The sequence below is a fragment of the Sphingomonas sp. genome (assembly GCF_042091075.1).
GTDB lineage: Bacteria > Pseudomonadota > Alphaproteobacteria > Sphingomonadales > Sphingomonadaceae > Sphingomonas.
Map to the genome: position 1 here is coordinate 22,719 of NZ_JBELIE010000006.1, position 21,635 is coordinate 44,353.

21 protein-coding genes and 1 other RNA gene are annotated in these 21,635 nt (G+C 68.0%); 17 read left to right on the forward strand and 5 right to left on the reverse strand.

Annotation, left to right across the window (positions count from 1 at the left end):
- The first annotated feature begins 2 nt into the window (after positions 1-2).
- Genes ACFDSW_RS01335 through ACFDSW_RS01375 form a run of 9 tightly spaced genes read left to right on the forward strand, consistent with a single transcriptional unit; the run spans position 3 to position 11,940 of the window.
- Positions 3-1,526 carry an XrtA system polysaccharide chain length determinant gene (locus tag ACFDSW_RS01335; RefSeq protein ID WP_375248468.1) on the forward strand — a complete coding sequence of 508 codons (1,524 nt, stop codon included), beginning with the start codon at positions 3-5 and terminating at the stop codon, positions 1,524-1,526.
- Positions 1,523-2,698: an AAA family ATPase gene (locus ACFDSW_RS01340; RefSeq protein ID WP_375248469.1), complete on the forward strand. Its 1,176-nt coding sequence runs from the start codon at positions 1,523-1,525 to the stop codon at positions 2,696-2,698. The genes ACFDSW_RS01335 and ACFDSW_RS01340 overlap by 4 nt, the downstream gene beginning before the upstream one ends.
- Entirely contained in the window at positions 2,695-4,338 is a 1,644-nt protein-coding gene (locus tag ACFDSW_RS01345; RefSeq protein ID WP_375248470.1) for a hypothetical protein, read from the forward strand. Before ACFDSW_RS01340 ends, ACFDSW_RS01345 begins: the two co-directional genes overlap by 4 nt.
- An 11-nt stretch (positions 4,339-4,349) precedes the next feature.
- Positions 4,350-5,417 (forward strand): ExeA family protein, encoded by a 1,068-nt coding sequence (locus ACFDSW_RS01350; protein WP_375248490.1) that lies wholly within the window; start codon positions 4,350-4,352, stop codon positions 5,415-5,417.
- The gene (locus ACFDSW_RS01355; protein WP_375248471.1) at positions 5,417-6,292 is read left to right on the forward strand and encodes an XrtA system polysaccharide deacetylase; all 876 of its coding nucleotides are present in this window, start codon (positions 5,417-5,419) and stop codon (positions 6,290-6,292) included. The genes ACFDSW_RS01350 and ACFDSW_RS01355 overlap by 1 nt, the downstream gene beginning before the upstream one ends.
- A 13-nt stretch (positions 6,293-6,305) precedes the next feature.
- The gene (locus tag ACFDSW_RS01360) at positions 6,306-7,346 is read left to right on the forward strand and encodes a FemAB family XrtA/PEP-CTERM system-associated protein (RefSeq protein WP_375248472.1); all 1,041 of its coding nucleotides are present in this window, start codon (positions 6,306-6,308) and stop codon (positions 7,344-7,346) included.
- A 1-nt stretch (position 7,347) separates the two neighbouring features.
- Positions 7,348-8,511, forward strand: coding sequence for a TIGR03087 family PEP-CTERM/XrtA system glycosyltransferase (locus ACFDSW_RS01365; protein ID WP_375248473.1), 1,164 nt, complete (start codon positions 7,348-7,350; stop codon positions 8,509-8,511).
- 17 nt (positions 8,512-8,528) lie between these two features.
- A complete protein-coding gene (gene xrtA / locus ACFDSW_RS01370; RefSeq protein ID WP_375248474.1) occupies positions 8,529-10,046 on the forward strand; it encodes an exosortase A in 1,518 nt (505 codons plus the stop codon).
- A 1-nt stretch (position 10,047) separates the two neighbouring features.
- Positions 10,048-11,940, forward strand: a complete 1,893-nt coding sequence (locus ACFDSW_RS01375) for an XrtA/PEP-CTERM system amidotransferase (RefSeq protein WP_375248475.1) — start codon at positions 10,048-10,050, stop codon at positions 11,938-11,940.
- Between the two features lie 25 nt (positions 11,941-11,965).
- Here the strand turns inward: ACFDSW_RS01375 and ACFDSW_RS01380 are convergent, their stop codons facing one another.
- From ACFDSW_RS01380 to ACFDSW_RS01395, 4 genes are all read right to left on the reverse strand, one after another.
- Entirely contained in the window at positions 11,966-12,151 is a 186-nt protein-coding gene (locus ACFDSW_RS01380; RefSeq protein ID WP_375248476.1) for a hypothetical protein, read from the reverse strand.
- A complete protein-coding gene (locus ACFDSW_RS01385; protein ID WP_375248477.1) occupies positions 12,151-12,576 on the reverse strand; it encodes an MAPEG family protein in 426 nt (141 codons plus the stop codon). The genes ACFDSW_RS01380 and ACFDSW_RS01385 overlap by 1 nt, the downstream gene beginning before the upstream one ends.
- 59 nt (positions 12,577-12,635) lie before the next feature.
- Positions 12,636-13,718 carry a deoxyhypusine synthase gene (locus ACFDSW_RS01390; RefSeq protein ID WP_375248478.1) on the reverse strand — a complete coding sequence of 361 codons (1,083 nt, stop codon included), beginning with the start codon at positions 13,716-13,718 and terminating at the stop codon, positions 12,636-12,638.
- A gap of 105 nt (positions 13,719-13,823) precedes the next feature.
- Positions 13,824-15,053, reverse strand: coding sequence for an alanine racemase (locus tag ACFDSW_RS01395; protein WP_375248479.1), 1,230 nt, complete (start codon positions 15,051-15,053; stop codon positions 13,824-13,826).
- A gap of 221 nt (positions 15,054-15,274) precedes the next feature.
- On the opposite strand from ACFDSW_RS01395, the gene ACFDSW_RS01400 reads away from it, so the two are divergent.
- Positions 15,275-16,156, forward strand: coding sequence for a threonine/serine dehydratase (locus ACFDSW_RS01400; protein WP_375248480.1), 882 nt, complete (start codon positions 15,275-15,277; stop codon positions 16,154-16,156).
- Between the two features lie 8 nt (positions 16,157-16,164).
- Positions 16,165-16,332, forward strand: coding sequence for a hypothetical protein (locus ACFDSW_RS01405; RefSeq protein ID WP_375248481.1), 168 nt, complete (start codon positions 16,165-16,167; stop codon positions 16,330-16,332).
- Between the two features lie 47 nt (positions 16,333-16,379).
- On the opposite strand, the gene ACFDSW_RS01410 is transcribed toward ACFDSW_RS01405, so the two are convergent.
- Positions 16,380-17,036 (reverse strand): alpha/beta hydrolase, encoded by a 657-nt coding sequence (locus ACFDSW_RS01410; RefSeq protein WP_375248482.1) that lies wholly within the window; start codon positions 17,034-17,036, stop codon positions 16,380-16,382.
- An 81-nt stretch (positions 17,037-17,117) separates the two neighbouring features.
- On the opposite strand from ACFDSW_RS01410, the gene ACFDSW_RS01415 reads away from it, so the two are divergent.
- The 6 genes from ACFDSW_RS01415 to ACFDSW_RS01440 form a co-directional block, all read left to right on the forward strand.
- Positions 17,118-18,170, forward strand: coding sequence for a cysteine desulfurase family protein (locus tag ACFDSW_RS01415; RefSeq protein WP_375248483.1), 1,053 nt, complete (start codon positions 17,118-17,120; stop codon positions 18,168-18,170).
- Complete coding sequence (locus ACFDSW_RS01420) at positions 18,167-19,243, forward strand: cysteine desulfurase family protein (RefSeq protein WP_375248484.1); 1,077 nt, start codon at positions 18,167-18,169, stop codon at positions 19,241-19,243. The genes ACFDSW_RS01415 and ACFDSW_RS01420 overlap by 4 nt, the downstream gene beginning before the upstream one ends.
- Positions 19,240-19,539 carry a 2Fe-2S iron-sulfur cluster-binding protein gene (locus ACFDSW_RS01425; RefSeq protein ID WP_375248485.1) on the forward strand — a complete coding sequence of 100 codons (300 nt, stop codon included), beginning with the start codon at positions 19,240-19,242 and terminating at the stop codon, positions 19,537-19,539. Before ACFDSW_RS01420 ends, ACFDSW_RS01425 begins: the two co-directional genes overlap by 4 nt.
- 71 nt (positions 19,540-19,610) lie before the next feature.
- On the forward strand, positions 19,611-19,880 hold the full coding sequence (locus ACFDSW_RS01430; protein ID WP_375248486.1) for a hypothetical protein: 270 nt from the start codon (positions 19,611-19,613) through the stop codon (positions 19,878-19,880).
- Positions 19,881-19,938: 58 nt separating this feature from the next.
- Positions 19,939-20,036, forward strand: an RNA gene (gene ffs / locus ACFDSW_RS01435) — signal recognition particle sRNA small type.
- A 48-nt stretch (positions 20,037-20,084) separates the two neighbouring features.
- A partial coding sequence (locus tag ACFDSW_RS01440; RefSeq protein ID WP_375248487.1) for a DNA polymerase III subunit gamma/tau occupies positions 20,085-21,635 on the forward strand: 1,551 nt, incomplete at its 3' end.

A 21,635-nucleotide genomic window follows, 5' to 3' on the forward strand; every position in this document is an offset into this window, starting at 1 on the left:
CGATGGGCGGCTTGTGGGAAGAGGTGCGAATCGCGCTGCACACGATCTGGGCGCGGCGCTGGCTGGGCCTGGGCGTGGCGTGGGGCGTGTGCCTGCTCGGCTGGCTGGTCGTCAGCCAGATGCCGAGCCGCTATGATTCGCGCGCACGTGTCTTCGTGCAGATGCGTACCGTGCTGCCGACCGGCAGCGACCCCAACGCCGCCAATGACAGCGCGCGCGACGTCGACACGGTACGGCAGACGCTGACCAGCGCGGTGAACCTGGAGAAGGTGGTGCGCGGCACCGATCTGGCGCAGACGGTGGCGAGCGACCGCGATGTCGCCGATCGCGTCGCCGGGTTGCAGAACGCGATCAAGATCGTCGCGCAGCAGGACAATCTGTTCGAGATTACCACCACCGCCGCGACGCCCCGGCTGGCCGCCGCGATCACGCAGAAGCTGATCGACATTTTCGTCGAGACCAACCTGTCCGACGATCGCACCCAGAACACGCAGACGTTGAGTTTCCTCGACGGCCAATTGCAGGAACTGGGCCGCAAATTGCAGGATGCCGAGGGCAAGCGCGCGGATTTCCAGAACCGTTATCTGGGGGCGCTGCCCGGCACCGGCACGGTGGGGGACCGGATCGGCGCCGCGCGCGCGCAGATGAGCCAGGTCGACGGCGATCTGGCGGCGGCGCAATCCAGCCTTGCCGCGGTATCCGGCCAGATGGCGGGGACGCCGCGTTCCGTGGCGGGGGGTGGTGGGATCGCCCCCGGCGTCGGCCCGGCGCGCGCGCGGCTGGCGGCGTTGCAGGGGCAATTGGCGGATGCACGGGGTCGCGGCTTCACCGATAATCACCCCGATGTCGTCGCGCTGAAGCGCCAGCTGGCCTCGGCGCAGGCCGCCGCGCGTGGTGAACCCGTCGGTGCTGGGGCCGACGGATCGGTGCCCAACCCCGCCTATCTTTCGCTGCAGGCGATGCTGGCCGACAAACAGGCGACCGTCGCCGCGCTGCAGATGCGCAAGCGGCAGTTGCAGGCCGATCTCGACCTGCTGAACGCCAAGCTGAGCGAGGATCCCGCCGTCGCCGCCGAACAGGGTGAGATCGACCGCAACTATGATGTGCTCAAGGCGCAGTATGACCAGCTGCTCGCCCAGCGCGAACAGGTGAAGCTGCGCAGCAACGCGCAGACGCAGACCGATTCGGTCAAGTTCAGCGTCATCGACCCGCCGACCGTGCCGCGCACACCGACCGCGCCGAACCGACCGTTGCTGTTGACCGGCGTGCTGATCGCGGGGCTGGCGGCGGGCGTTGGTGCCGCATTCGCGATGGGGCAGGTGCAGGCGACGTTCCCGACCGCGCAGCGGCTGGAGAAGGCGACCGGGATCGCGGTGATCGGCTCGATCGGCGAGATGATGACCCGCCATCAGGAAGAGCGGCGGCGGCAGCGGCTGAAATGGTTCGCCGGCGGGGTCGGTGGGCTGGCGGTCGCCTATGTCGCGTTGCTGGGGCTGGAGATGCTGCAAAGGGGATTGGCGGCATGACCCGCCCGACCGAATCGCTGATCGAGCGGGCCGCGCGCGCCTATGATTTCGAGGCGGCGTTTCGCGGTGGGGGGGCTCCCCGCGCGGGGGCTGTCCCGCCACCACCACCGCCACCACCACCGCCGCCTGCGCCGGTGATGCCGGTCGCCTGGGCAGAGCCGGAAACGATCGCCGTCGCTCCGGAGATCACGGTAGCGGCCGCCACGGAAGACCGGCTCCGGCCCGAACCGGTACATATGCCGGCGGACGTGGCGCCGGCAGACGTGGCGCTGGCGGACGTGGCGCTGGCGGATATGGCGCCGGCCAAGCCCGCACCGGAGGTGATGCCCACATTCGCGGCGATCCCGGCAGAATTCCTCGCCCGCGGTGGCGAGGATGATTTCGACGCGCACGACGACTGGACACCCCCGCCGCCGGGCATCGCGCTGATCGATCGGGTGATGCTCGCGGAAAAGGGCATGCTCGTCCCCGGCGCGCCGATCGGTGCGCTCGCGGAGGAATTCCGCCTGGTGAAACGCCAGTTGCTCCTCACCGCGCGCGCGCTGCCGCAGGCGCAAGATTCGGATGCGGCGGAGGTTCGCGCGCGCACGATCCTGGTCGGTTCGGGCAAGCCGGGCGAGGGCAAGACGTTCTGCGCGATCAATCTCGCGATCAGCCTCGCCGCCGAACGCGATGTCGAGGTGTTGCTGGTCGATGCCGACTTCGCCAAGCCCAGCATCATGGCCACGCTGGGGCTGACGCATACGCCCGAGGATTCGCCGGGCCTGCTCGATATCCTGGCCGATCCGGGCCTTGATCCGGAAAGCTGCGTGATCGCCACCGACGTGCCGCAGCTGTCGCTGCTGCCCGCGGGCAAGCACAGCCATGCGGATACCGAGCTGCTCGCCTCTGCGCGGACCGCGCAGGTTCTGGAGGCGCTGCTGACCGCCGATCCGTCGCGCATCATCGTCTTCGATACGCCGCCGGCGCTGGCCGCCTCACCCGCCAGCGTGCTGGCGCTGCTGGTCGGGCAGGTGATGCTGGTGGTGCGTGCCGATCGCACCACCGAGAGCGATGTGCAGGAAGCGGTGCAGTTGCTCGACGGGTGCGAACAGATTCACCTCGTTCTCAACGCCGTCTCTTACGAGCCCAGGCGCGGGCGGTTCGGCAGCTATTACGGGGGCGGCGAATGACGCGCGTGGCGACGATCCTGCTGGCCGCATCGCTCGCCATACCGGCGGCGGCGGAGCCATCACGCTATGTGCAGCCCTATATCGAGCTGAGCCAGGCCGCCGCGGCGGATCTCAGCAACGACGGCGACGTGCTGACCTATACGCAGGCGGCCGTGGGCGTGGAGGCGGGGGTCAGCTCGCGGCGCGCGCAGGCGCAGGTCAGCTACCGCTACGAACGGCGGATCGACTGGCAGGACCCGGTGGTCGATCAGTCGGTGCACAGCGGGTTGGCATTGGCGCGGGTGCAATTGACGCCGGCGCTGTCGTTCGACGCCGGGGCGCTGGCGACCCGTTCGCGAAGCGACATCCGCGGCGATGCGCCCGGCAATCTGGTCGGCAATGTCGCCAATGTCGCGCAGGTATATGCGCTGTACGCCGGGCCATCGGTGGCGACCCGCGCCGGGGTGCTGGACGTTACCGCCGCCTATCGCTTCGGCTATACCAAGGTGGAGGTGCCGGACGTCCCCTCGGTGCTGCCGGGGCAGCCGCCACTCGATTATTATGACGATTCGCGCAGCCATCTGGTGACCGCCTCGGTCGGCGTGCCGGTCGGTCGCGTCGCGCCATTCGGTGTTACGCTGAGCGGGGCATGGGAACGCGAGGACGCCGGGCAGCTCGATCAGCGTTATGATGGCTGGTTCGGGCGTGGTGACGTGGTGATGCCGTTATCGCGCACCGTCGCGGTGCGGGCCGGCGTCGGCTATGAGAAAATCGAGGTGGGGCAGCGCGATCCGCTGCTCGACGCCGCCGGCAATGTCGTGCGTGACGGCAACGGCCGGTTCGTCACCGACACCGGATCGCCCGTGCGCATCGCCTATCAGACCGATGGGCTGATCTATGACGCCGGGGTGATCTGGCGACCGAGCCCGCGGCTGGAGCTGCAGGCGAACGCCGGCTGGCGTTATGGCAGTGAGACCTATTTCGGCTCCCTGAGCTACGCCATGTCGCGCGACGTGGCGCTCAACGTGGTCGTCTATGACGGCATCGAGACGTTCGGCCGGCAGCTGCGCGACGGCCTGTCGACGCTGCCGACCGCGTTCGAGACACGCCCCGATCCGTTCGGTCAGCAATTCGCCGGCTGCGTCTTTGGCGCGCGGCCCGGACAGGACGGTGCGACCGGCGGCGGGGCGGGCGGCTGTCTGAACGATGTGTTCCAGTCGATCGCGACCGCCAGCTATCGTGCGCGCGGTGTCGATGGCGTCATCAGCGCCGCGCGCGGGCGCAACCGCTTCGGCTTCGGCATGGGCTATGCGAACCGCCGCCTCTACGCACCGCGCAATATTCCGGGCATCTCGGTAATCGGGATCGAGGACGAGAGTGCCTATGCGCAGGCGTTCTGGAGCCGCAATCTGACGCGGGTCTCTGCGGTTGATGCCAGCATCTTCGCCAATTGGTATGCCAGTGGGCTGGCGGGGCTGGGCAACGGCGTCACCGCGACGACGCCTGGCGACGTCTGGGGCTATGGCGCCAACGGCACTTATTCGCACCAGTTCGGCCGGCTGGGGACATTGGCGTCGATCGGCGTCTATGGCTTTGATCAGCAAGGTTTCGACTCGCAATGGTCGGCCCAGGCGCTGGTCGGCGCGCGCTATACGTTCTGATGGGGATCGAAATGTACGAGTCGTTCTTCGGATTGCGCGATCGCCCGTTTCAGCTGACGCCTGATCCGCGCTTCTGGTTTGATACCGCCACGCACAAGAAGGCGATGGCGTATCTCGGCTATGGGCTGGCGCAGCGCGAGGGCTTCATCGTCATTACCGGCGACATCGGCACGGGCAAGACCACGCTGATGGGCCATCTGACGCAGCAGATCGATCCCGCCAGCCTGAATGTCATCACGATCGTCTCGACCGCGGTGGAGCATGAGGATCTGCTGCGGATCGTGGCGACCGGGCTGGATGTCGAGGCGGCGGGGAAGAGCAAGGCGGAGTTGCTGCTGCTGATCGAGCGCGGGCTGCACGCGGTAGCACGCGGGGGACGGCGAACGCTGCTGATCGTCGACGAGGCGCAGGCACTGCCGCATTCTGCGCTGGAAGAATTGCGGATGCTGTCCAACTTCCAGGCGGGCGGGCATGCGATGCTGCAGATCTTCCTGCTGGGACAGCCGGAATTCCGCGACCGGCTGACCGGCTCGGATCGGCTGGAGCAGCTGCGCCAGCGCGTGATCGCGGTGCATCACCTCGATCCGATGGGTGCCAGCGAGGTGAGCGCTTATGTGACCCATCGCCTGGGAGTCGCCGGGTGGCAGGGACGACCTGATTTCGCGCCCGACAGTTTCGCCGCGCTGCACCGTGCGAGCGAAGGCGTGCCGCGCCGGTTGAACCAGCTGATGTCACGGGTGCTGCTGCATGCTTCGATCGCGGGTGAGGAGCGGATCGACGCGGCGCTGATCCGCGCGATCGTCGCCGATCACGAACGTGAGCTGCCGGGCAACGCCAACGCCGCGCCGCAGCGCCACGATCGCGCGGTTCCACGGATGGCGATCGTCCCGCCCGCGCCGCCGCGCGCGGACGAGAACGAGGCGCCGCCGCCGTTCGACGCACGACTGATCGAGAGGGTCGCGCAGCTGGAGGCGCGGGTCGAGGAACAGGATGCCGCGCTGCGCCGCGTGCTCAAGCTGATGGTCGACTGGGTGGAGAACGATGCTTCGCGGTCGGAGACGGTGAAGGGCGCCGCGTGATGTACCAGCCTGCCGTTCGCGAATTCGCCGCCGGGGCCACCGGCATCGTCAACGCGATGTCGGTCGATATCGAGGAATGGTTTCAGGTCGGCGCCTTCGAACGCACGATCGACCGTGCCGACTGGGACCGGCTCGAATCGCGTGTCGCCGATAATACCGGGCGGGTGCTGGATCTGTTCGCCGCCGCCGGCGTGCGCGCGACCTTCTTCACGCTCGGCTGGGTCGCGGCCCGACAGGGCGCGCTGATCCGTCGCATCGTGGCAGGCGGGCATGAGATCGCCAGCCATGGCTGGGATCATCGCCGCGTCTTCACGATGACACCGCACGCCTTTCGCGCCGATCTGGCGCAGGCGCGCGCCGCGCTGGAGGATGCCGCGGGTGTGGCGGTCAGCGGATATCGCGCGCCGAGCTTTTCCATCGACGCGCGCACGCCCTGGGCGCATCCGATCCTCGCCGAACAGGGCTATGCCTATTCGTCGAGCGTCGCCCCCGTGGCACATGATCATTACGGCTGGCGCGAGGCACCGCGTTTCGCGTGGCGTCCGTGTGGCGATGCGCCGCTGATCGAACTGCCGGTAACGGTCGGGCAATGGGCGGGACGGCGGATCGCCACCGGCGGCGGCTTTTTCCGGCTGCTGCCCGCGCGCCTCACCCATATGGCGGTGCGGCAGGCCAATCGTCTGGATCAGCCGGGCGTCTTCTATTTCCATCCTTGGGAGGTCGATCCCGGTCAGCCGCGTGTCAACCATGCGCCGCTGCGCTCCCGGTTGCGCCACTATAGCGGCATCGAGGGAATGGCGGACAAGCTGTCGGATTTGCTGACGCGCCATCGCTGGGGACGCACCGACGCGGTGGTCGCCCGCCTGTCGCGCTGAGGCGCAGCGGCACGTGACCGGCGGACTGATCGTCCGGTGTGCGGACGATGCGGACCGCGCGCGGATTGCCGCCTTCGTCGCGGCGCATCCCGACGCCACGCCCTTTCATCAGCCCGGCTGGGCCGATGCGATCGAGCGAGGCTGTGGCCAGCGCACCCACTGGCTGATCGCGCAGCGTGGCACAGATGTCGCGGCGGTGCTGCCGCTGACCGAGGTGCGATCGCCGCTGTTCGGTGCGGCGCTGGTGTCGGCTGGTTTTGCGGTCGGCGGCGGCATCCTGGGGGAAGAGGAAGCGGTGCCCGCGTTGGGTAGTGCGGCGCTGGCGCTGGCGAAACGGCGTGGCATCACCGGGGTGGAATTGCGCGGCGGGGCGATACCGATGGGCTGGGCGGTCGATGACCAAAGCTATCTGGGCTTCGCTCGCGACCTCGCGCCGGACGACGACGCCCAGTTGCTCGCGATCCCGCGCAAACAGCGCGCCGATGTCCGCAAGTCACTGGAGGCGGCGCTCAGCGTGACGGTCGGACGGGACCAGGCCGCCGCTGATGCGCATTATCGCGTCTATGCCGAATCGGTTCGCAATCTGGGCACCCCGGTGTTTCCCCGCGCGCTGATGCGGGCGGCGCTGGCCATGATGGATGCCGACGTGCTGACCGTGCATCACGATGGCCGACCGATCGCGAGCGTCCTGAGCCTCTACTATCAAGGCACCGTCTATCCTTATTGGGGTGGGGGCACCCAACAGGCGCGCACGATGCGGGCGAATGACCGGATGTATGTCGCGTTGATGGCGCACGCGCGCGCTCGTGGATGCACCCGTTTCGACTTCGGCCGATCCAAGGCGGGGACGGGCGCCGCCGCCTTCAAAGGCAATTGGGGGTTCGAGGGTAAGCCGCTGCGCTATGCCTATGGCGACGCTTCGGAAGGGCAGGCACCGCGCCGCGAGGTCAATCCGCTCGATCCGCGCTACGCCCTGATGGTGCGTGCCTGGCAGCGTCTGCCCGTGCCGGTGGCGACCCTGCTGGGGCCGTGGATCAGCCGGGGCCTGGGCTGAGGTGGACATTCTATTTCTGGCGCATCGGGTCGCTTATGCCCCCGACCGTGGCGATCGCATCCGCAGCTATCACGTGCTGCGTCATCTGCAGCGCCGCGCGCGCGTGCATCTGATCGCCTTTGCGGATGACCGGCGCGACGTTCGACCCCCGCCGGCATTTTTGCGCGGGCTGGCCAGCTGCACGATCATCGAGCGGCGCAAGAGCCGTGCGCGAGCGTTGACCGAGGCGTTGCTGACCGGGCAGCCGGCATCGCTGACCGCTTTTGCCGACCATATGATGCGGGACGCGGTGGAGCGGGCAATGGCACTTTACCCCATCGGTGCCTGTTACGCTTTCTCTGGTCAGATGGCACCCTATTTGCCCGGTGGCGTCATCCGCGTGATGGATTTCGTCGACGCCGATTCCGCCAAGTTCGCGGCCTATGCCGCCGCGGATCGCGGTGCCCGACGCTGGCTGTTGGCGAGGGAGGCGCGCTTGATGGCGGCCTATGAGCGCCGGATCATCGCGCAGGTCGATCATGCGCTGGCGGTCAGCGCGGAGGAGGCCGCGTTGCTGCCCGGCGCGACAGTGCTGGAGAATGGCATCGACGCCGCATATTTCACACCCGAAGAGAGTATCGCCGGTCGATCGGATCGCAACGAGGCCGGTGGGGAAGCGCCGCTGATCGTCTTCACCGGGCAGATGGATTATCGCCCCAATGTGGAGGCGGTCGCGATGTTCGAGCGCGACGTCCTGCCGCAGATCCCATGTGCGCGTTTCGCGATCGTCGGCCGCGCGCCGACCGGCACGGTACGCGCGCTGGCAAGCGAACGGGTCATCGTCACCGGCGAAGTCCCTGATGTCCGCTCATGGCTATCGCGCGCCGCGGTCGTCGTCGCCCCGCTGACGATCGCGCGCGGGGTGCAGAACAAGGTGCTGGAGGCGATGGCGATGGCACGCCCGGTGGTGGCGACGCCAGCGGCGGCGGAGGGGATCGATCACGCCGGCGCGATCGCGATCGCCGATACCCCCGCCACGCTGGCGGCGACGATCAACGTGCTGCTGAACGATCGGGCGCGGGCGGAGCGATTGGGCGCGGCGGCCCGACGGCAGGTGCTGGCCCGTTACGATTGGCAACAACGTCTCGCGCCGCTGGACGCGATGCTGGGGCTGGCGGCGGCATGACGTCACAGGCGCTCTCCATGGGTTGGCGTGCCAGCCGCTGGCCTCGGCATATCGCCGCGCTCGTGATTGGCGTCGCCCTGTTGCTGTGGCTCTTCCGCGCCGACGTGCGGGCGTTGCTGGGCATCTGGTGGACCAGCACCACCTACGGCCATTGCCTGTTCATCCCGCCGGTCGTGGCGTGGCTGATCTGGAACCGGCGCGGCGCACTGGCGAGGCTCGATCCGGTGGGCTGGGCGCCGGCGCTGGCGATCGTCGCGGCGGGTGCGGGGATGTGGCTGATCGGCGACGCCGCCGGGGTGGCGCTCGTGCGCCAGCTAGCGCTGGTCATCATGGCCGAGGGGATCGTCGTGGCGACACTCGGGCCGATGGTCGCGCGTGGATTGGCGTTTCCGCTTGGCTATGCCTTTTTCATGGTGCCGTTCGGCGCGGAGTTCGAACCACCGTTGCAGGATATTACCGTCGCCATCGTGATGCCGCTGCTCCGTCTCGTCGGGGTCGCCGCCAGCGTGGATGGCGTGCTGATCCACGCGGGCCGCTATTATTTCGAGGTGGCGGAGGCGTGTTCGGGCGCGAAATTCGTGATCGCGATGATCGCTTATGGCGTGCTGGTCGCGCATGTGTGCTTCCGACGTTGGCGGCGTCGTGCGATCTTCCTGGTCGCCTGCGTGATCGTGCCTGTCCTCGCCAATGGGGTCCGTGCGTTCGGTACGATCTATGCCGCGCATCTTACCTCGGTGCAGGCGGCCACCGGGTTCGATCATATCGTCTATGGCTGGATCTTCTTCGCGCTGGTGATGGCGGGGCTGATGGCGGCGGCATGGCGCTGGTTCGATCGCTCGCCCGATGATCCCCCCTTCGATCCGGCGACGCTCCGCCAGCGGGTGCGCTGGCGGCTGCAACCCGCCATCGCGACAGCGCTGGCGCTGGCGATCGCGGCGGTCGCACCGGCGTGGAGTGCGGCGGTCGCCCAACGCGCTCGCGCGATGCCGCATTCGATCGCGTTGCCTGACGTGCCCGGCTGGCGCCGCGTGGCGGTGATACGGGGCGCGGGCGCCTGGGGGCCGTGGCATCCGGGTGCGGATCATCACCTCGCCGGTCGGTATGCCGACGGCACTGGCGAGGCGGTCGACATGGCGCTCGCCAGCTATGCCGGGCAAGGCGAGGGACGCAAGCTCGCCGCCTTCGGCACCGGCGCACTGCGCCAGGGGGATCGCTGGATCCGCGTCGCGGACCTGCCCGCGATCGATGGTGGCCGTGCGATCCGCATCGTCAGCGCCGCGCCGGGCGGCAGCACCGTGGAGCGGATCGTCGTGACATGGTATCGCGTCGGCGAGACCGTGACCGGAGACGACAGGATAGTGAAGTTCGCGACGATGAAAGACCGGCTGGGCGGGGGCGACCAGACCGCGACTGCGCTGCATCTGTCGGCGCTGGTGCGGCCGGATGGCGATGCGATCGGCGCGATCCGGCGATTCCGGCGAGCGCTCGGCCCAGTCGATCGCGCGGTCGACCGGATCGTCGCGCCGGCCTATTGAGATGTGTGCGATCGCGGGGCTGTTCTACCCCGCCACACCAAAGCCGGTCGATCCGGCGCGCGTGCGTGCGATGGCCGATGCGATGGCGCATCGCGGCCCCGATGGTGCTGGCAGCTGGACCGCGCCGGGCGTCGGACTGGCGCATCGTCGGCTGGCGATCATCGACCTTGCCGGATCGCCGCAGCCGATGGCGAGCGCTGACGCGCGCTATGCGATCGTCTTCAACGGCGAGATCTACAATTATCGCGAGCTGCGTGCCGAGCTGATCGCCGCCGGACGGCCGATGCATACCCAGGGCGATACCGAGGTGCTGCTCGAAGGCTATGCGCTGTGGGGGCCGGCGCTGCTCGATCGGCTGGTCGGCATGTTCGCCTTCGCGATCCACGATGCCGCGACGCAGAGCCTGTTCATGGCGCGTGACCGGCTGGGCGTGAAACCGCTTCATTATGCCGAACTGGCGGATGGCGCGCTGGCCTTTGCGTCGGAATTGAAGGGATTGATGGCGCATCCGCTGGTGCGTCGCACCCCCGATCTGCGCGCGGTCGAGGATTATCTCGCCTTCGGTTATGTGCCCGACGACGCCTGCCTGCTGGCGGGGGTCCGCAAGCTGCCTGCCGGGCATTTTCTGCTTGTCGAGCGCGGCAAGCCGGTCGCGGCGCCCCGCCGCTGGTGGCAATTGAGCTTCGCCGAGCGGGCGCGGGGGCGGAGCGGCGATCTGCAGGAGGCGCTGTTGGCGCATCTGCGCGAAGGGGTTCGCTCGCGCATGGTGGCGGACGTGCCGACGGGGGCGTTCCTGTCTGGCGGTGTCGACAGTTCGACCGTCGTCGCGCTGATGGCCGAGGCGAGCCGCGCGGCGGTGACGACCTGCACTATCGGCTTCGAGGAAACCGATCACGACGAGCGGGACCATGCCCGATCGGTCGCGCAACGCTTCGCGACCGCGCACCATGAGCGCGTCGTCGCGGCGGGCGACATGGCCTTGATCCCCGCGCTGACCGCCGCGTTCGACGAACCCTTCGCCGACGCTTCGGCGCTGTCGGGTTTGCAGGTCGCCGCCCTGGCACGCGAGTCGGTGACGGTGGCGCTGTCGGGTGACGGTGCCGATGAGATGATGGCGGGCTATCGCCGCTATCGTTTTCAGGCGGCGGAGGAACGTGTGCGCGCGATGATCCCCGCGACGTGGCGCGCGCCCGTGTTCGGAGCGCTGGGGCGGGCATGGCCGAAAGCCGATTGGGCGCCGCGTCCGCTGCGGGCGCGCACGACGCTGCTGGCCCTCGCGACGGGCGGGGAAGAGGCCTATGCGCGTTCGGTCGGGGTAACCTCGCCCGAGGTGCGGGCATCGTTATTCTCGGCCGAGGCGACGGCGGCACTGCAAGGCCATCGTGCGGAGGATCGGTATATCGCCGCGATGCGCGCGGCGCCGGCGCGGCACGCGCTCGATCGCGCGCAATATGCCGATATGACGATCTGGCTGCCCGGCGATATCCTGACCAAGACCGACCGGACCAGCATGGCGGTATCGCTGGAGGTGCGCGAGCCACTCCTCGATCATCGATTGGTGGAATTCTGCGCGACACTGCCGCCAGCGCTACGGCTGCGCGGCGGGCAGGGGAAGTGGCTGATGAAACGGGCAATGGCGCAGCATTTGCCCGATGAGATCCTTCATCGGCCCAAAATGGGCTTCGTCACCCCGGTCAGTGCATGGTTTCGCACCTCGCTGGCGGCGCGGGCGGCGGCGCTGCCGCGCTCTCGCGTCCTGGCTGAGACCGGCTGGTTCGACCTTGACCAGCTGGCGCGGCTGACGGATGCGCATCGCGCCGGGCGAGCGGAGCATGGCCGCACGCTATGGCAGTTCCTGATGCTGGAGCAGAGCATCGCGCATCTGTTCGGCTGATCCCGCCGGACCCCGGCAGATCAGCCTAGCGCAGCTTCGCGATCGACAGGCCGTCCGCCTTGGCGCGATCCTTGGTCGATTCCTCGCTTCGCTTCAGCGCCTTGGCGATCGCCTTCAGCGCCATGCCCTTCTTCGCCAAGGTATGCAGCTTCTGGATTTCGTCCGCCGTCCACGGCTGGCGATGGCGTTCGAAGCTATCCCCCTTCGCCATCAGAACACCGTCAACGCGGCGTGGAGCGTCAGCGCGGCGAGCATGAGCGTGGAGGCGAGGAACAGCATGAAGCGCGGCTGTACCCGATTGACGGTCGCCTGCACCAGGCTGTGCGCGATCCGCAGCGCGACATAGGCCCATGCCAGCCACGTCGCGGGGCCATCGCCCGTACCGGACAATGCGATGACGCCGCAGATCGCATAGAACAGCGTCGGCTGTTCCAGCAGGTGATTGTAGTTATGCGCTTTCCACTGAACATTCGGGGGCAGCGCGCGATCGGCATCACTCGCTTTCGTCCCCACCAGATTGCGCAGGTCGACGCCCGACGCGCGCATCGCCGGCAGGCGTGTCGCCAGCATCCACACCAGCATGACGAGGGTCCAGGCGATCAGGACCACGACCGGCTGCAAGATCGAAACAGGCACGAAAAACCTCCCCCAGACGATGTGGGGGAGGTTGTTTCATATTCCGCGTGACGGCGCCATCAATCCGCGAAGATCGACGCCCATTTGCGTACCGGGCGATCCTTCCAGAAGCCGCGGTGATAGGCGTCGGATGCCAGCAGCGGCATCACCGAGCCGGCTTCCGCAAAGACCATCTGCTCGATCCCGGTGTTTACCTTGCCCCAGCTGGCCGCTTCCTGCAACGTCGAGGACGAGCAGGCGCCGTCGCGCACGTCGGCGACGGTGATCTGCACCGCATATTTGTGCACCTCGACATCCTCATGGCCGAGGATCTCGGCACACACGACCGTGTCCTGGATGAAGTTCTTCGGCACGCCGCCGCCGATCATCAGCAGGCCGGTGGTGCCAGCCTCGATCTTGATCTGGGTCAATTCGCGGAAATCCGCGATCGCGTCGATCATCATGTACGGGCGGCCTTCCTTGGCGGCGTCGACCTGATGCTTGACGAGGCCGAAGCCGGCGGACGAATCGACGAACGCCGGGCAGAAGATCGGCACGTCATGTTCGTAGGCGAGCTTGACGAGGCTGTTGTCCTTCTTGCCATGCTCGGCAAGATACTTGCCCATCTCGCGGATGAAGGCGCGCGACGAATAGGCCTTGGGCTCCAGCGACTCGGCGATCTTGTTGATCGTGAAGTCGCAGTCCTGCAGCTGCTCCTCGTCGATATAGGTGTCGTAGATGCGGTCGATGTACAGCGAGCGCAGCACGTCATCGCTGGGGATTTCCTGGGCCTGATAATGTTTGTGGCCCAGCCCCTCGAAGAAATCCATGTCGACGATCGTGGCGCCGGTGGCGACGATCACGTCGACCATATTGTTGCGGACCAGTTCGGCATACAGGTCCATGCAACCCCCGGCGGAGGTCGATCCGGCGATGACGAGGCAGACGGTGCAATCCCGATCGGCCAGCATATCGTTATAGATTTTCGTCGCGCGACCCAGGTCACGACTGGTGAAGCTCATGTCGGCCATCGCATCGACGATCGGGCGCGCATCGAAGCTCTTGATGTCGATGTGCTTCACCGTCTTCGACAGCAGTTCCGCCTTGCGCGTGTCGTTGATCGGCGCATTGGCGGCCGCGGTCTTGGTGAGGGTGTCGGTCATGGGTTGCTCCCACAGGGTAACACACGTCGTTCAGGGGGACGCGAAAACCCGCACGGCGGCGACGCGGATCATCCGCATCGCCGCCGAATCAGTGAAGTCGTTCTATTACAGCTTGACGACGTTGCGCGTGCGCAGCGGCTTCACCGTCAGGTACATCGATTCCATCGGCTCGTCGCTGGCAATCACCGTCTCTTCCGACGTGAAGCCGTTGAAGGCGGTGCGCATCGCCGCGCCATACGCGCCGAGCATCCCGATCTCGATATAGTCGCCCGTCCCGACGTCCGCCGGCAGCGGAAACGGCCCCGGCATATGGTCAAGGTCGTCGCAGGTCGGGCCCCAGAAGCTGAACGGATGCTCGCGCACCGTCGACTCCGGCTCCCGCAGCAGCGCGACCGGATACTTCCAGCCAATGTGCGCGGCATCGAACAACGCGCCATAGGCACCGTCGTTGATATACAGTTCCTCGCCCCGGCGGCGCTCGACGCGCACCAGCACCGAGCTGTACTCCGCGCACAGCGCGCGACCCGGCTCCGCCCACAGTTCCGCCGAATAGCTGACCGGCAGGCTCTCGAACGCGCGGTGGATCGTCTCGAAATAACGCTCCAGCGGCGGCGGGGTCATGCCGGGATAGACCGACGGGAAGCCACCGCCGACGTCGACGACGTCAACCGTTACCGCCGCCCCGACGATCGCCTGGCGCACACGCTCCATCGCCTCTGCATAGGCGTCCGGCGTCATTGCCTGCGAACCGACGTGGAAGCAGATGCCGAGGGCGTCGGCGACCTGGCGAGTCGCGATCAGCAACTCCTTCGCCTCGTCCGGCGCGACGCCGAACTTGGAGCCGAGCGACAGCTTCGCATGCTCCGACGACACGCGCAGCCGGACGCACAGCGTCAGGTCCGCAGCGCCGCGGGTCGCACGGACGATCTTCGACAGCTCTTCCATGCTGTCCAGCGAGAAGGTCCGCACGCCATGGACGAAATACGCCTCGGCGATCGATTCCTCGGCCTTGACCGGGTGCATGAAGCACAAGGTGGCGTCGGGCACGGTGTTCGCGACCAGGCGCACCTCGGCGATCGACGCGACGTCAAACGTCGTCACGCCATTGTCGTAGAGGATGCGGATCAGGTCAGGCGACGGGTTCGCCTTCACCGCGTACATCGCCCGACCCGGAAACTTCGTGGCGAAGAATCGGGCGGCGCGTGCCGCGGCATGCGGACGAACGATCGTCACCGGCTGAACCGGCCGACGGGCGGCAATGTCGATGGCTCCGGCAACGGTGGACGGAGCGGTCGAGGGGGCAGCTAGCCCCAGCGCGCGATGATGCTGGTGCAATTCAAGGGACCTCCAATTGCCTTGCGGCATACGGTGACAAAAAGCTGCCTTGCGGTTGGAAGTCCCATGGGGCAGCGGAGGCGCGAATTAGGATCGGCTGACCCGCTTGTAAAGTGGGTCGAGCGACGAAAGGTGCTTTTGTGACGATTTTACGACAGCCGACTCGCGCCGGGGTCCGCGATGCGGCCGCGAAAGTCGCCGCGATCCTCCCGCCGACGCCCATGTTTGTCCGTTCAATCAAGGGCGTGGATGTCGCGTTCAAAGCCGAATCGCTGCAACCGATCGGTGCGTTCAAGATCCGCGGCGCGTGGCATCGACTGACCGCGCTGAGCGAAGAGGCGGCGCGCCGGGGCGTGGTCGCCTTCTCGTCGGGCAATCATGCGCAGGGCGTTGCCTGGGCCGCCCGCCGGCTGGGCATCGGCGCGACGATCGTCATGCCGCGCGATGCCCCGCGCGCGAAGCGCGAGGCGACGCTCGCGATGGGCGCGGAGGTGGTCGACTATGATCGCGCGAGCGAGAGCCGGGAGCAGATCGCCGCGCGCCTTGCGGAAGCGCGAGGCGCGACGCTGGTGCCGAGCTTCGACGATCCCTGGATCATCGAAGGGCAGGGGACGGCTGCGCTGGAAGCGGCCAGGCAGATGATCGCGCTGGGGCTCGGTGAGCCGGTGCATGCGGTGGTGCCGTGCGGCGGGGGCGGGCTGGCGGCGGGAACCGCATTGGCATTGAAGGAAGCGCGGATCACCGTGGTGGAACCCGAAGGCTGGGACGATATGCGGCGGAGCCTGGAGGCCAGTTGGATCGAGCCGGTCGCCCCCAATCCACCGCCCACCGCCTGCGACTCGCTGCAGACGCCGCTGGTGTCACCGCTCACCTTTGACGTGCTATCGCGCCGCGACGCCACGGGGGTCGCGGTCAGCGAGGCGGAGGTGCGCGACGCGCAACGTTGGGCGGCGGAGAAATTGCGGCTGGTGGTTGAGCCCGGCGGCGCGGTCGGGCTGGCGGCGCTGCTGGCGGGCAAGGTGACGCCCGAGCCGGGGATGTTCGTCATCCTGTCGGGTGGGAACGTCGACGTGAGCGCCTATGCGCGCGCGGTCGCATCGTGACGGCGGCGATGGGCGGTATCGCTGCCGCCGCGCCGGCGATCGCGATGCTGGGCGCGATCGCCTGTCTGATCGGCGGGGGCTGGATGATCGCAAGCGGGCGCGACCGGATGAAGGGCGCGCTGTTGCTGGTGATGGCGGCCGTACTGGTGGGAAACGTGCTGATCTGGACAATGTAACTCGCCCGATCATGTCGCTTAGGCCACCAGCGGCACCGCCGACCCGCTCATTTGATCGGTGAGTTCGGGTCCAGGCGCATATCGAGGTAATTGTCGACCGAGCGCATCAGGTCGTCCATCTCATGCTCAAAGAAATGGTTCGCGCGCGGGATGACGTCATGATGGATCGTGATGTGCTTCTGCGTCCGCAGCTTGTCGACCAGCTTCTGCGTCGCGAGCGGGGTCGCCACCTCGTCTTCGGCGCCCTGGATGATGATCCCCGATGAAGGGCAGGGGGCGAGGAAGCTGAAGTCGAACATGTTCGCCGGGGGCGCGATCGAGATGAAGCCGCGAATCTCCGGGCGGCGCATCAGCAACTGCATGCCGATCCACGCGCCGAAGCCGAAGCCCGCGATCCACGTCGATTGCGCTTCCACATGGAAGCTCTGCACCCAGTCGAGCGCGGACGCCGCATCGGACAGTTCGCCGATGCCGTTATCGAACGTGCCCTGGCTCTTGCCGACGCCACGAAAGTTGAAACGCAACGTGGCGAAGCCGCGCCGCTGAAAGGTCTTGTAGAGTTCCTGGACGATCCGGTTGTTCATCGTGCCGCCCGCGCTGGGATGCGGGTGCAGGATCATTGCGACGGGCGCGCGCGGCTTCGGCGCCGGGGCGAAGCGCCCTTCGATGCGACCTTCGGGTCCGGGAAAGATGACGTCGGGCATGGTCACTCTGTTCTTTGGGCGGGCGTTGGGCCGCGCGGAAAGGGCGCTATATAGGGGCCGCGCGCCAGAAGGGAACGTTTCTTGTCCGAACCATTGTATCTCGACCATGCCGCGACCACCCCGATGACCGGCGCGGCGCAGGCGGCGGTGGTAAGCGGCATGGCACGATGGGCGAACCCCTCGTCGCCGCATGCCGCCGGGCGTGCCGCGCGCGCCGCATTGGAGGAGGCGCGCGCGGCGGTGTCGCTCGCTTATGGCTGGACGCATGAAACATTGTTCACCAGCGGCGCCAGCGAGGCACTCGCGATCGGGATCGGACGCTGCACGCGGGCGCGCCGGTTCGTCGCTGCCGTCGAGCATGACGCGGCACTGCGGGCAGCGGGCGAGGCGTTCGTACTGCCGGTCGACTCGCTCGGTCGTGTCGACCCCGCCGCGATCCCCGACGTCTCCGACGCGGTCGTGGCGGTGCAATGGTGCAACAGCGAGACCGGGGTGATCCAGCCGATCGCCGCGATCGCGGCCGCGGTTCATGACCGGGGCGGGCTGTTGCTGGTCGATGCCGCCCAGATGCCGGCAAGCGACCGCCTCGCCGCCGATGCCGACGCCATCGCACTGTCGGCGCACAAGCGGGGCGGACCGGCGGGGATCGGCGCGCTGCTGGTGCGTGACCTGGCGACGCTTCATCCCAGCGGCGGACAGGAGCGCGGCTATCGCCCGGGTACGGAGAATTTGCCCGGTGCATTGGGCTATGCCGCCGCGCTGGCGGAGCCGGAGCCGGACCATCAGGCGCTGCGCGCGATGCTCGACGATGCGATCCGCCGGTCGGGCGGCGAGGTGGTTGCGGACGGGGCCGAGCGGCATCCGGCGATCGCCTCGTACCGGATGCCGGGTGTGGCGGCGGCCGCCCAATTGATCCGCTTCGACATGGAACGGATCGCGGTGTCGGCCGGCAGCGCCTGCGCGAGCGGCAGCCTGAAGCCGAGCCACGTGCTGCGTGCGATGGGGTGGACCGAGGCCGCCTCCCGCGAGGTGATCCGCGTCAGTTTCGGGCGCACCACCACGCGCGACCATGTCGAGCGGTTCATCGCCGCCTGGCGTGCGATGGCGCGTAACGGACGGCGCTTCGCGGCATGATCTACCTCGACTATCAGGCGACGACCCCGCTCGCGCCCGAGGCGTTCGACGCGATGGTGCCATGGTTGCGCGATCAGTTCGCCAATCCGCATTCGCCGCACCGCGCGGGGCGCGCCGCGAAGGCGGCGGTGGAGGTCGCGCGTGAGCAGGTCGCCGCCCTTCTGCCGGCGGGCGGGCGGGTCGCTTTCACCGGCGGTGCTACCGAAGCGCTCAACTGGGCGATCAAGGGCGCCCCGCCCGGGCCGGTGGTGACGATCGCGACCGAGCATGCGGTGGTACTCGACAGCGTCGCGGCGCGGGGCGGCGGCATCGTCCTGCCGGTCGGTGCGGACGGGCTGGTCGATCTGGCAGCGGCGGAGCGGGCGATCGTCCCCGGCGTATCGCTGGTGGTCGCGATGCTGGTCAATAACGAGATCGGGGTGGTGCAGCCGGTCGACGAGCTGGCGCGGCTGGCGCATCGGTCGGGCGCCCTGCTGCTGTGCGATGCGGTGCAGGGCTATGGGCGGGTCGCAATCCCCGATTCCGTCGATATGGTCGCGCTGTCCGCGCACAAGGTGCACGGGCCGAAGGGCGTCGGGGCGCTATGGTTGCGCGATGGTGTGCGGCCGGCGCCGCTGCTGCATGGCGGCGATCAGGAGGACGGGCGCTCGGGCACCTTGTCGCCCGCCCTGTGCGCTGGCTTCGGCGTGGCGGCGCAACTGATGCGCGCGCGCGCGCGGGACGATGCCGCGCACGTCGAGCGATTGTGGCGACTGGCGCTCGCCCGACTGGAGGGCTGGACGATCAACGGCTCGGTGGAGCGGCGATATCTTGGCAATCTGAACATCCGTCGCGACGGGATCGACGTGGCCCGCATGATCAGCGACTTGCGCGACGTAGCCTTTTCGGCCGGTTCCGCCTGCGCCAGCGGCTCTGGCCGCCCAAGCCATGTGCTGCGCGCGATCGGCCTGTCCGATGCGGCGGCACGGTCGACCATCCGGCTTGGTTTCGGTCGCTATACCAGCGCGGACGATCTGGCCATCGCGCTCGATCGGATCACGGCGGCCGCCGCGGCGCAGCGGGTGGCGGCATGAGGGTGGTGTTTCTCGCGGCCGATGACGTGCGGGAAGAATCGGCGCGGGCGGGTGAGCGGCTGCTCGACGTCGCGCAGCGCGCCGGCCTGCCGCTGGAGGGGACGTGCGGCGGCGATCTGGCGTGCGCGACCTGTCATGTCGTGGTTGATCCGGCGGACTTCGCGCGGCTGCCCCCCGCCAGCGAGGAAGAGGAGGACATGCTAGACCTCGTTCCCGGTGCGCGACGCACCAGCCGATTGTCCTGCCAGATCCGCCTCCTGCCGGAATGGGACAAGCTGACCGTCGGCTTACCATAAGGTTCAGGAAGCATGCAGCCATGCAGCTTATGGTGATGGTCAGCGGGAACATGGAGCAGGAGTAGATGCACATGAAACTAATGGCTTTGAGCATCGCCGGCGTATTGGCGGCCAGCACCTTCGCGGCCGCGCCGGCGTCCGCACAGCGGTGGCATGATGGACGCGGCTGGCACGAGGGCCGATATCAATATGGCGGGCGATGGTATGCGCCGCCGCGTGGCTATTATCGTGGCGGCTATTGGGACGGGCGCCGCTATCTGCGCGGCCCGCGCTATCGGACGGTCTGTCGCTGGCGTCCGGGCCCTTATGGCCGCGTAGAGGTGTGCCGCCGCGTCAGGTAGAGGCGGTAGCGACCTGATCTGACGACTTGATCCGTCCGTCCGGCTCCGCCATATGGCCTGCGGGAGTCGGGCGGACGTGGTCGTCGCCAACCTGGTCAGGTCCTGACGGAAGCAGCCACAACGATTTCGCCGCGGGTCGTTCCGGCTCCCACCGCGCCGAGGCGCCCTTCGACAATTCCGGCGCGCGTGCCTATATCGCTGGCGATGTCCGACTCCCTTGATCTCGGTACGCCCGCGCAGCCGGCCGGGCAGCAGCCCTATCGCGTACTGGCGCGCAAATATCGTCCGCAGACGTTCGCCGCACTGATCGGGCAGGCCGCGATGGTGCAGACGCTCGGCAATGCGATCAAGCGCGACCGGATCGCGCATGCCTTTCTCCTCACCGGGGTGCGTGGGGTCGGCAAGACCAGCACGGCGCGGCTGATCGCCAAGGCGCTGAACTGTGTCGGTCCGGATGGGCAGGGCCATCCGACCATCGATCCTTGCGGGGTCTGTGAGCCATGTCGGGCGATCGCCGAGGGGCGGCACATCGACGTGATCGAGATGGACGCGGCGAGCCATACCGGCATCGACGACATTCGCGAGATCATCGAGGCGTCGCGCTATGCGGCGGTTTCCGCGCGATACAAGATCTACATCATCGACGAAGTCCATATGCTGTCGAAGGCCGCCTTCAACGGCCTGCTCAAGACGTTGGAAGAGCCCCCCGCGCACGTGAAATTCCTGTTCGCCACCACGGAGGTAAACAAGGTGCCGGTGACGGTGCTGTCGCGCTGCCAGCGGTTCGATCTGCGGCGCATTCCCGCCGATGCGCTGGCTGATCATTTCGCGCGCGTCGTCGAGGCGGAGGGCGCGCAGGCGGAACCGGAAGCGCTGGCGCTGATCGCGCGCGCGGCGGAAGGTTCCGCGCGTGACGGTCTGTCGATCCTCGACCAGGCGATCGCGCATGCCGATATGTCGGGCGGCGGTGTCCGCGCCGAGGCGGTGCGCGACATGCTGGGCCTGTCGGATCGCAACGCGGTGCGCGATCTGCTGGCGCTGGTGCTGACGGGTGATGCGCCCGGCGCGCTGGCGGCATTGCGACGGCAATATGATCTGGGCGTCGATCCGCTTGGAGTGATCCGTGCGCTGTTGGAAGCGATCCATGGCGTGACGCAGGTGAAGGTCGGCGCCGCCGACGATCCCGCCCAGCCAGTGGAGGAGCGCGCCGCCTACCGCGACTGGGCGGAGAAACTGTCGTTCCCGGTGCTGCACCGATTGTGGCAATTGTTCCTGAAGGGGCATGAAGAGGTGGCGCGCGCCGCGCTGCCGATCGAGACCGCCGAGATGGCGATCCTGCGCGCGATCCACGCCTCGATGCTGCCCGATCCCGGCGATCTGGCACGGCGGCTGGCACAAGGGGGCGCCGCGCTCGCGCCGATGGCGCTCGCCGCCGCGCCCGCTGCGTCGCCCACTGCGTCGGCCCCTGTGCCGCCACCTGAGCCGGTCGATCGCATGCCACCGGCGTTCGCCGGCGTGCTGTCGCTGCTCGATCAATCCGGCAAGCTGGACCTCTTGGTACGGTTGCGGCGCGGCGCGAGCCTGGTCAGCTATCAGCCCGGCGCGATCGTGTTCAGCGGCAACCGGCCGCTATCGACCGATACGCTCAATGATCTGGCGGCGGCATTGCGCGAGGCGACCGGCAAGCCGTGGCAGATATCGATGGCTGATGCGCCCGGCGCACCGACCATATTCGAGGCGGAACAGGATGTGGTG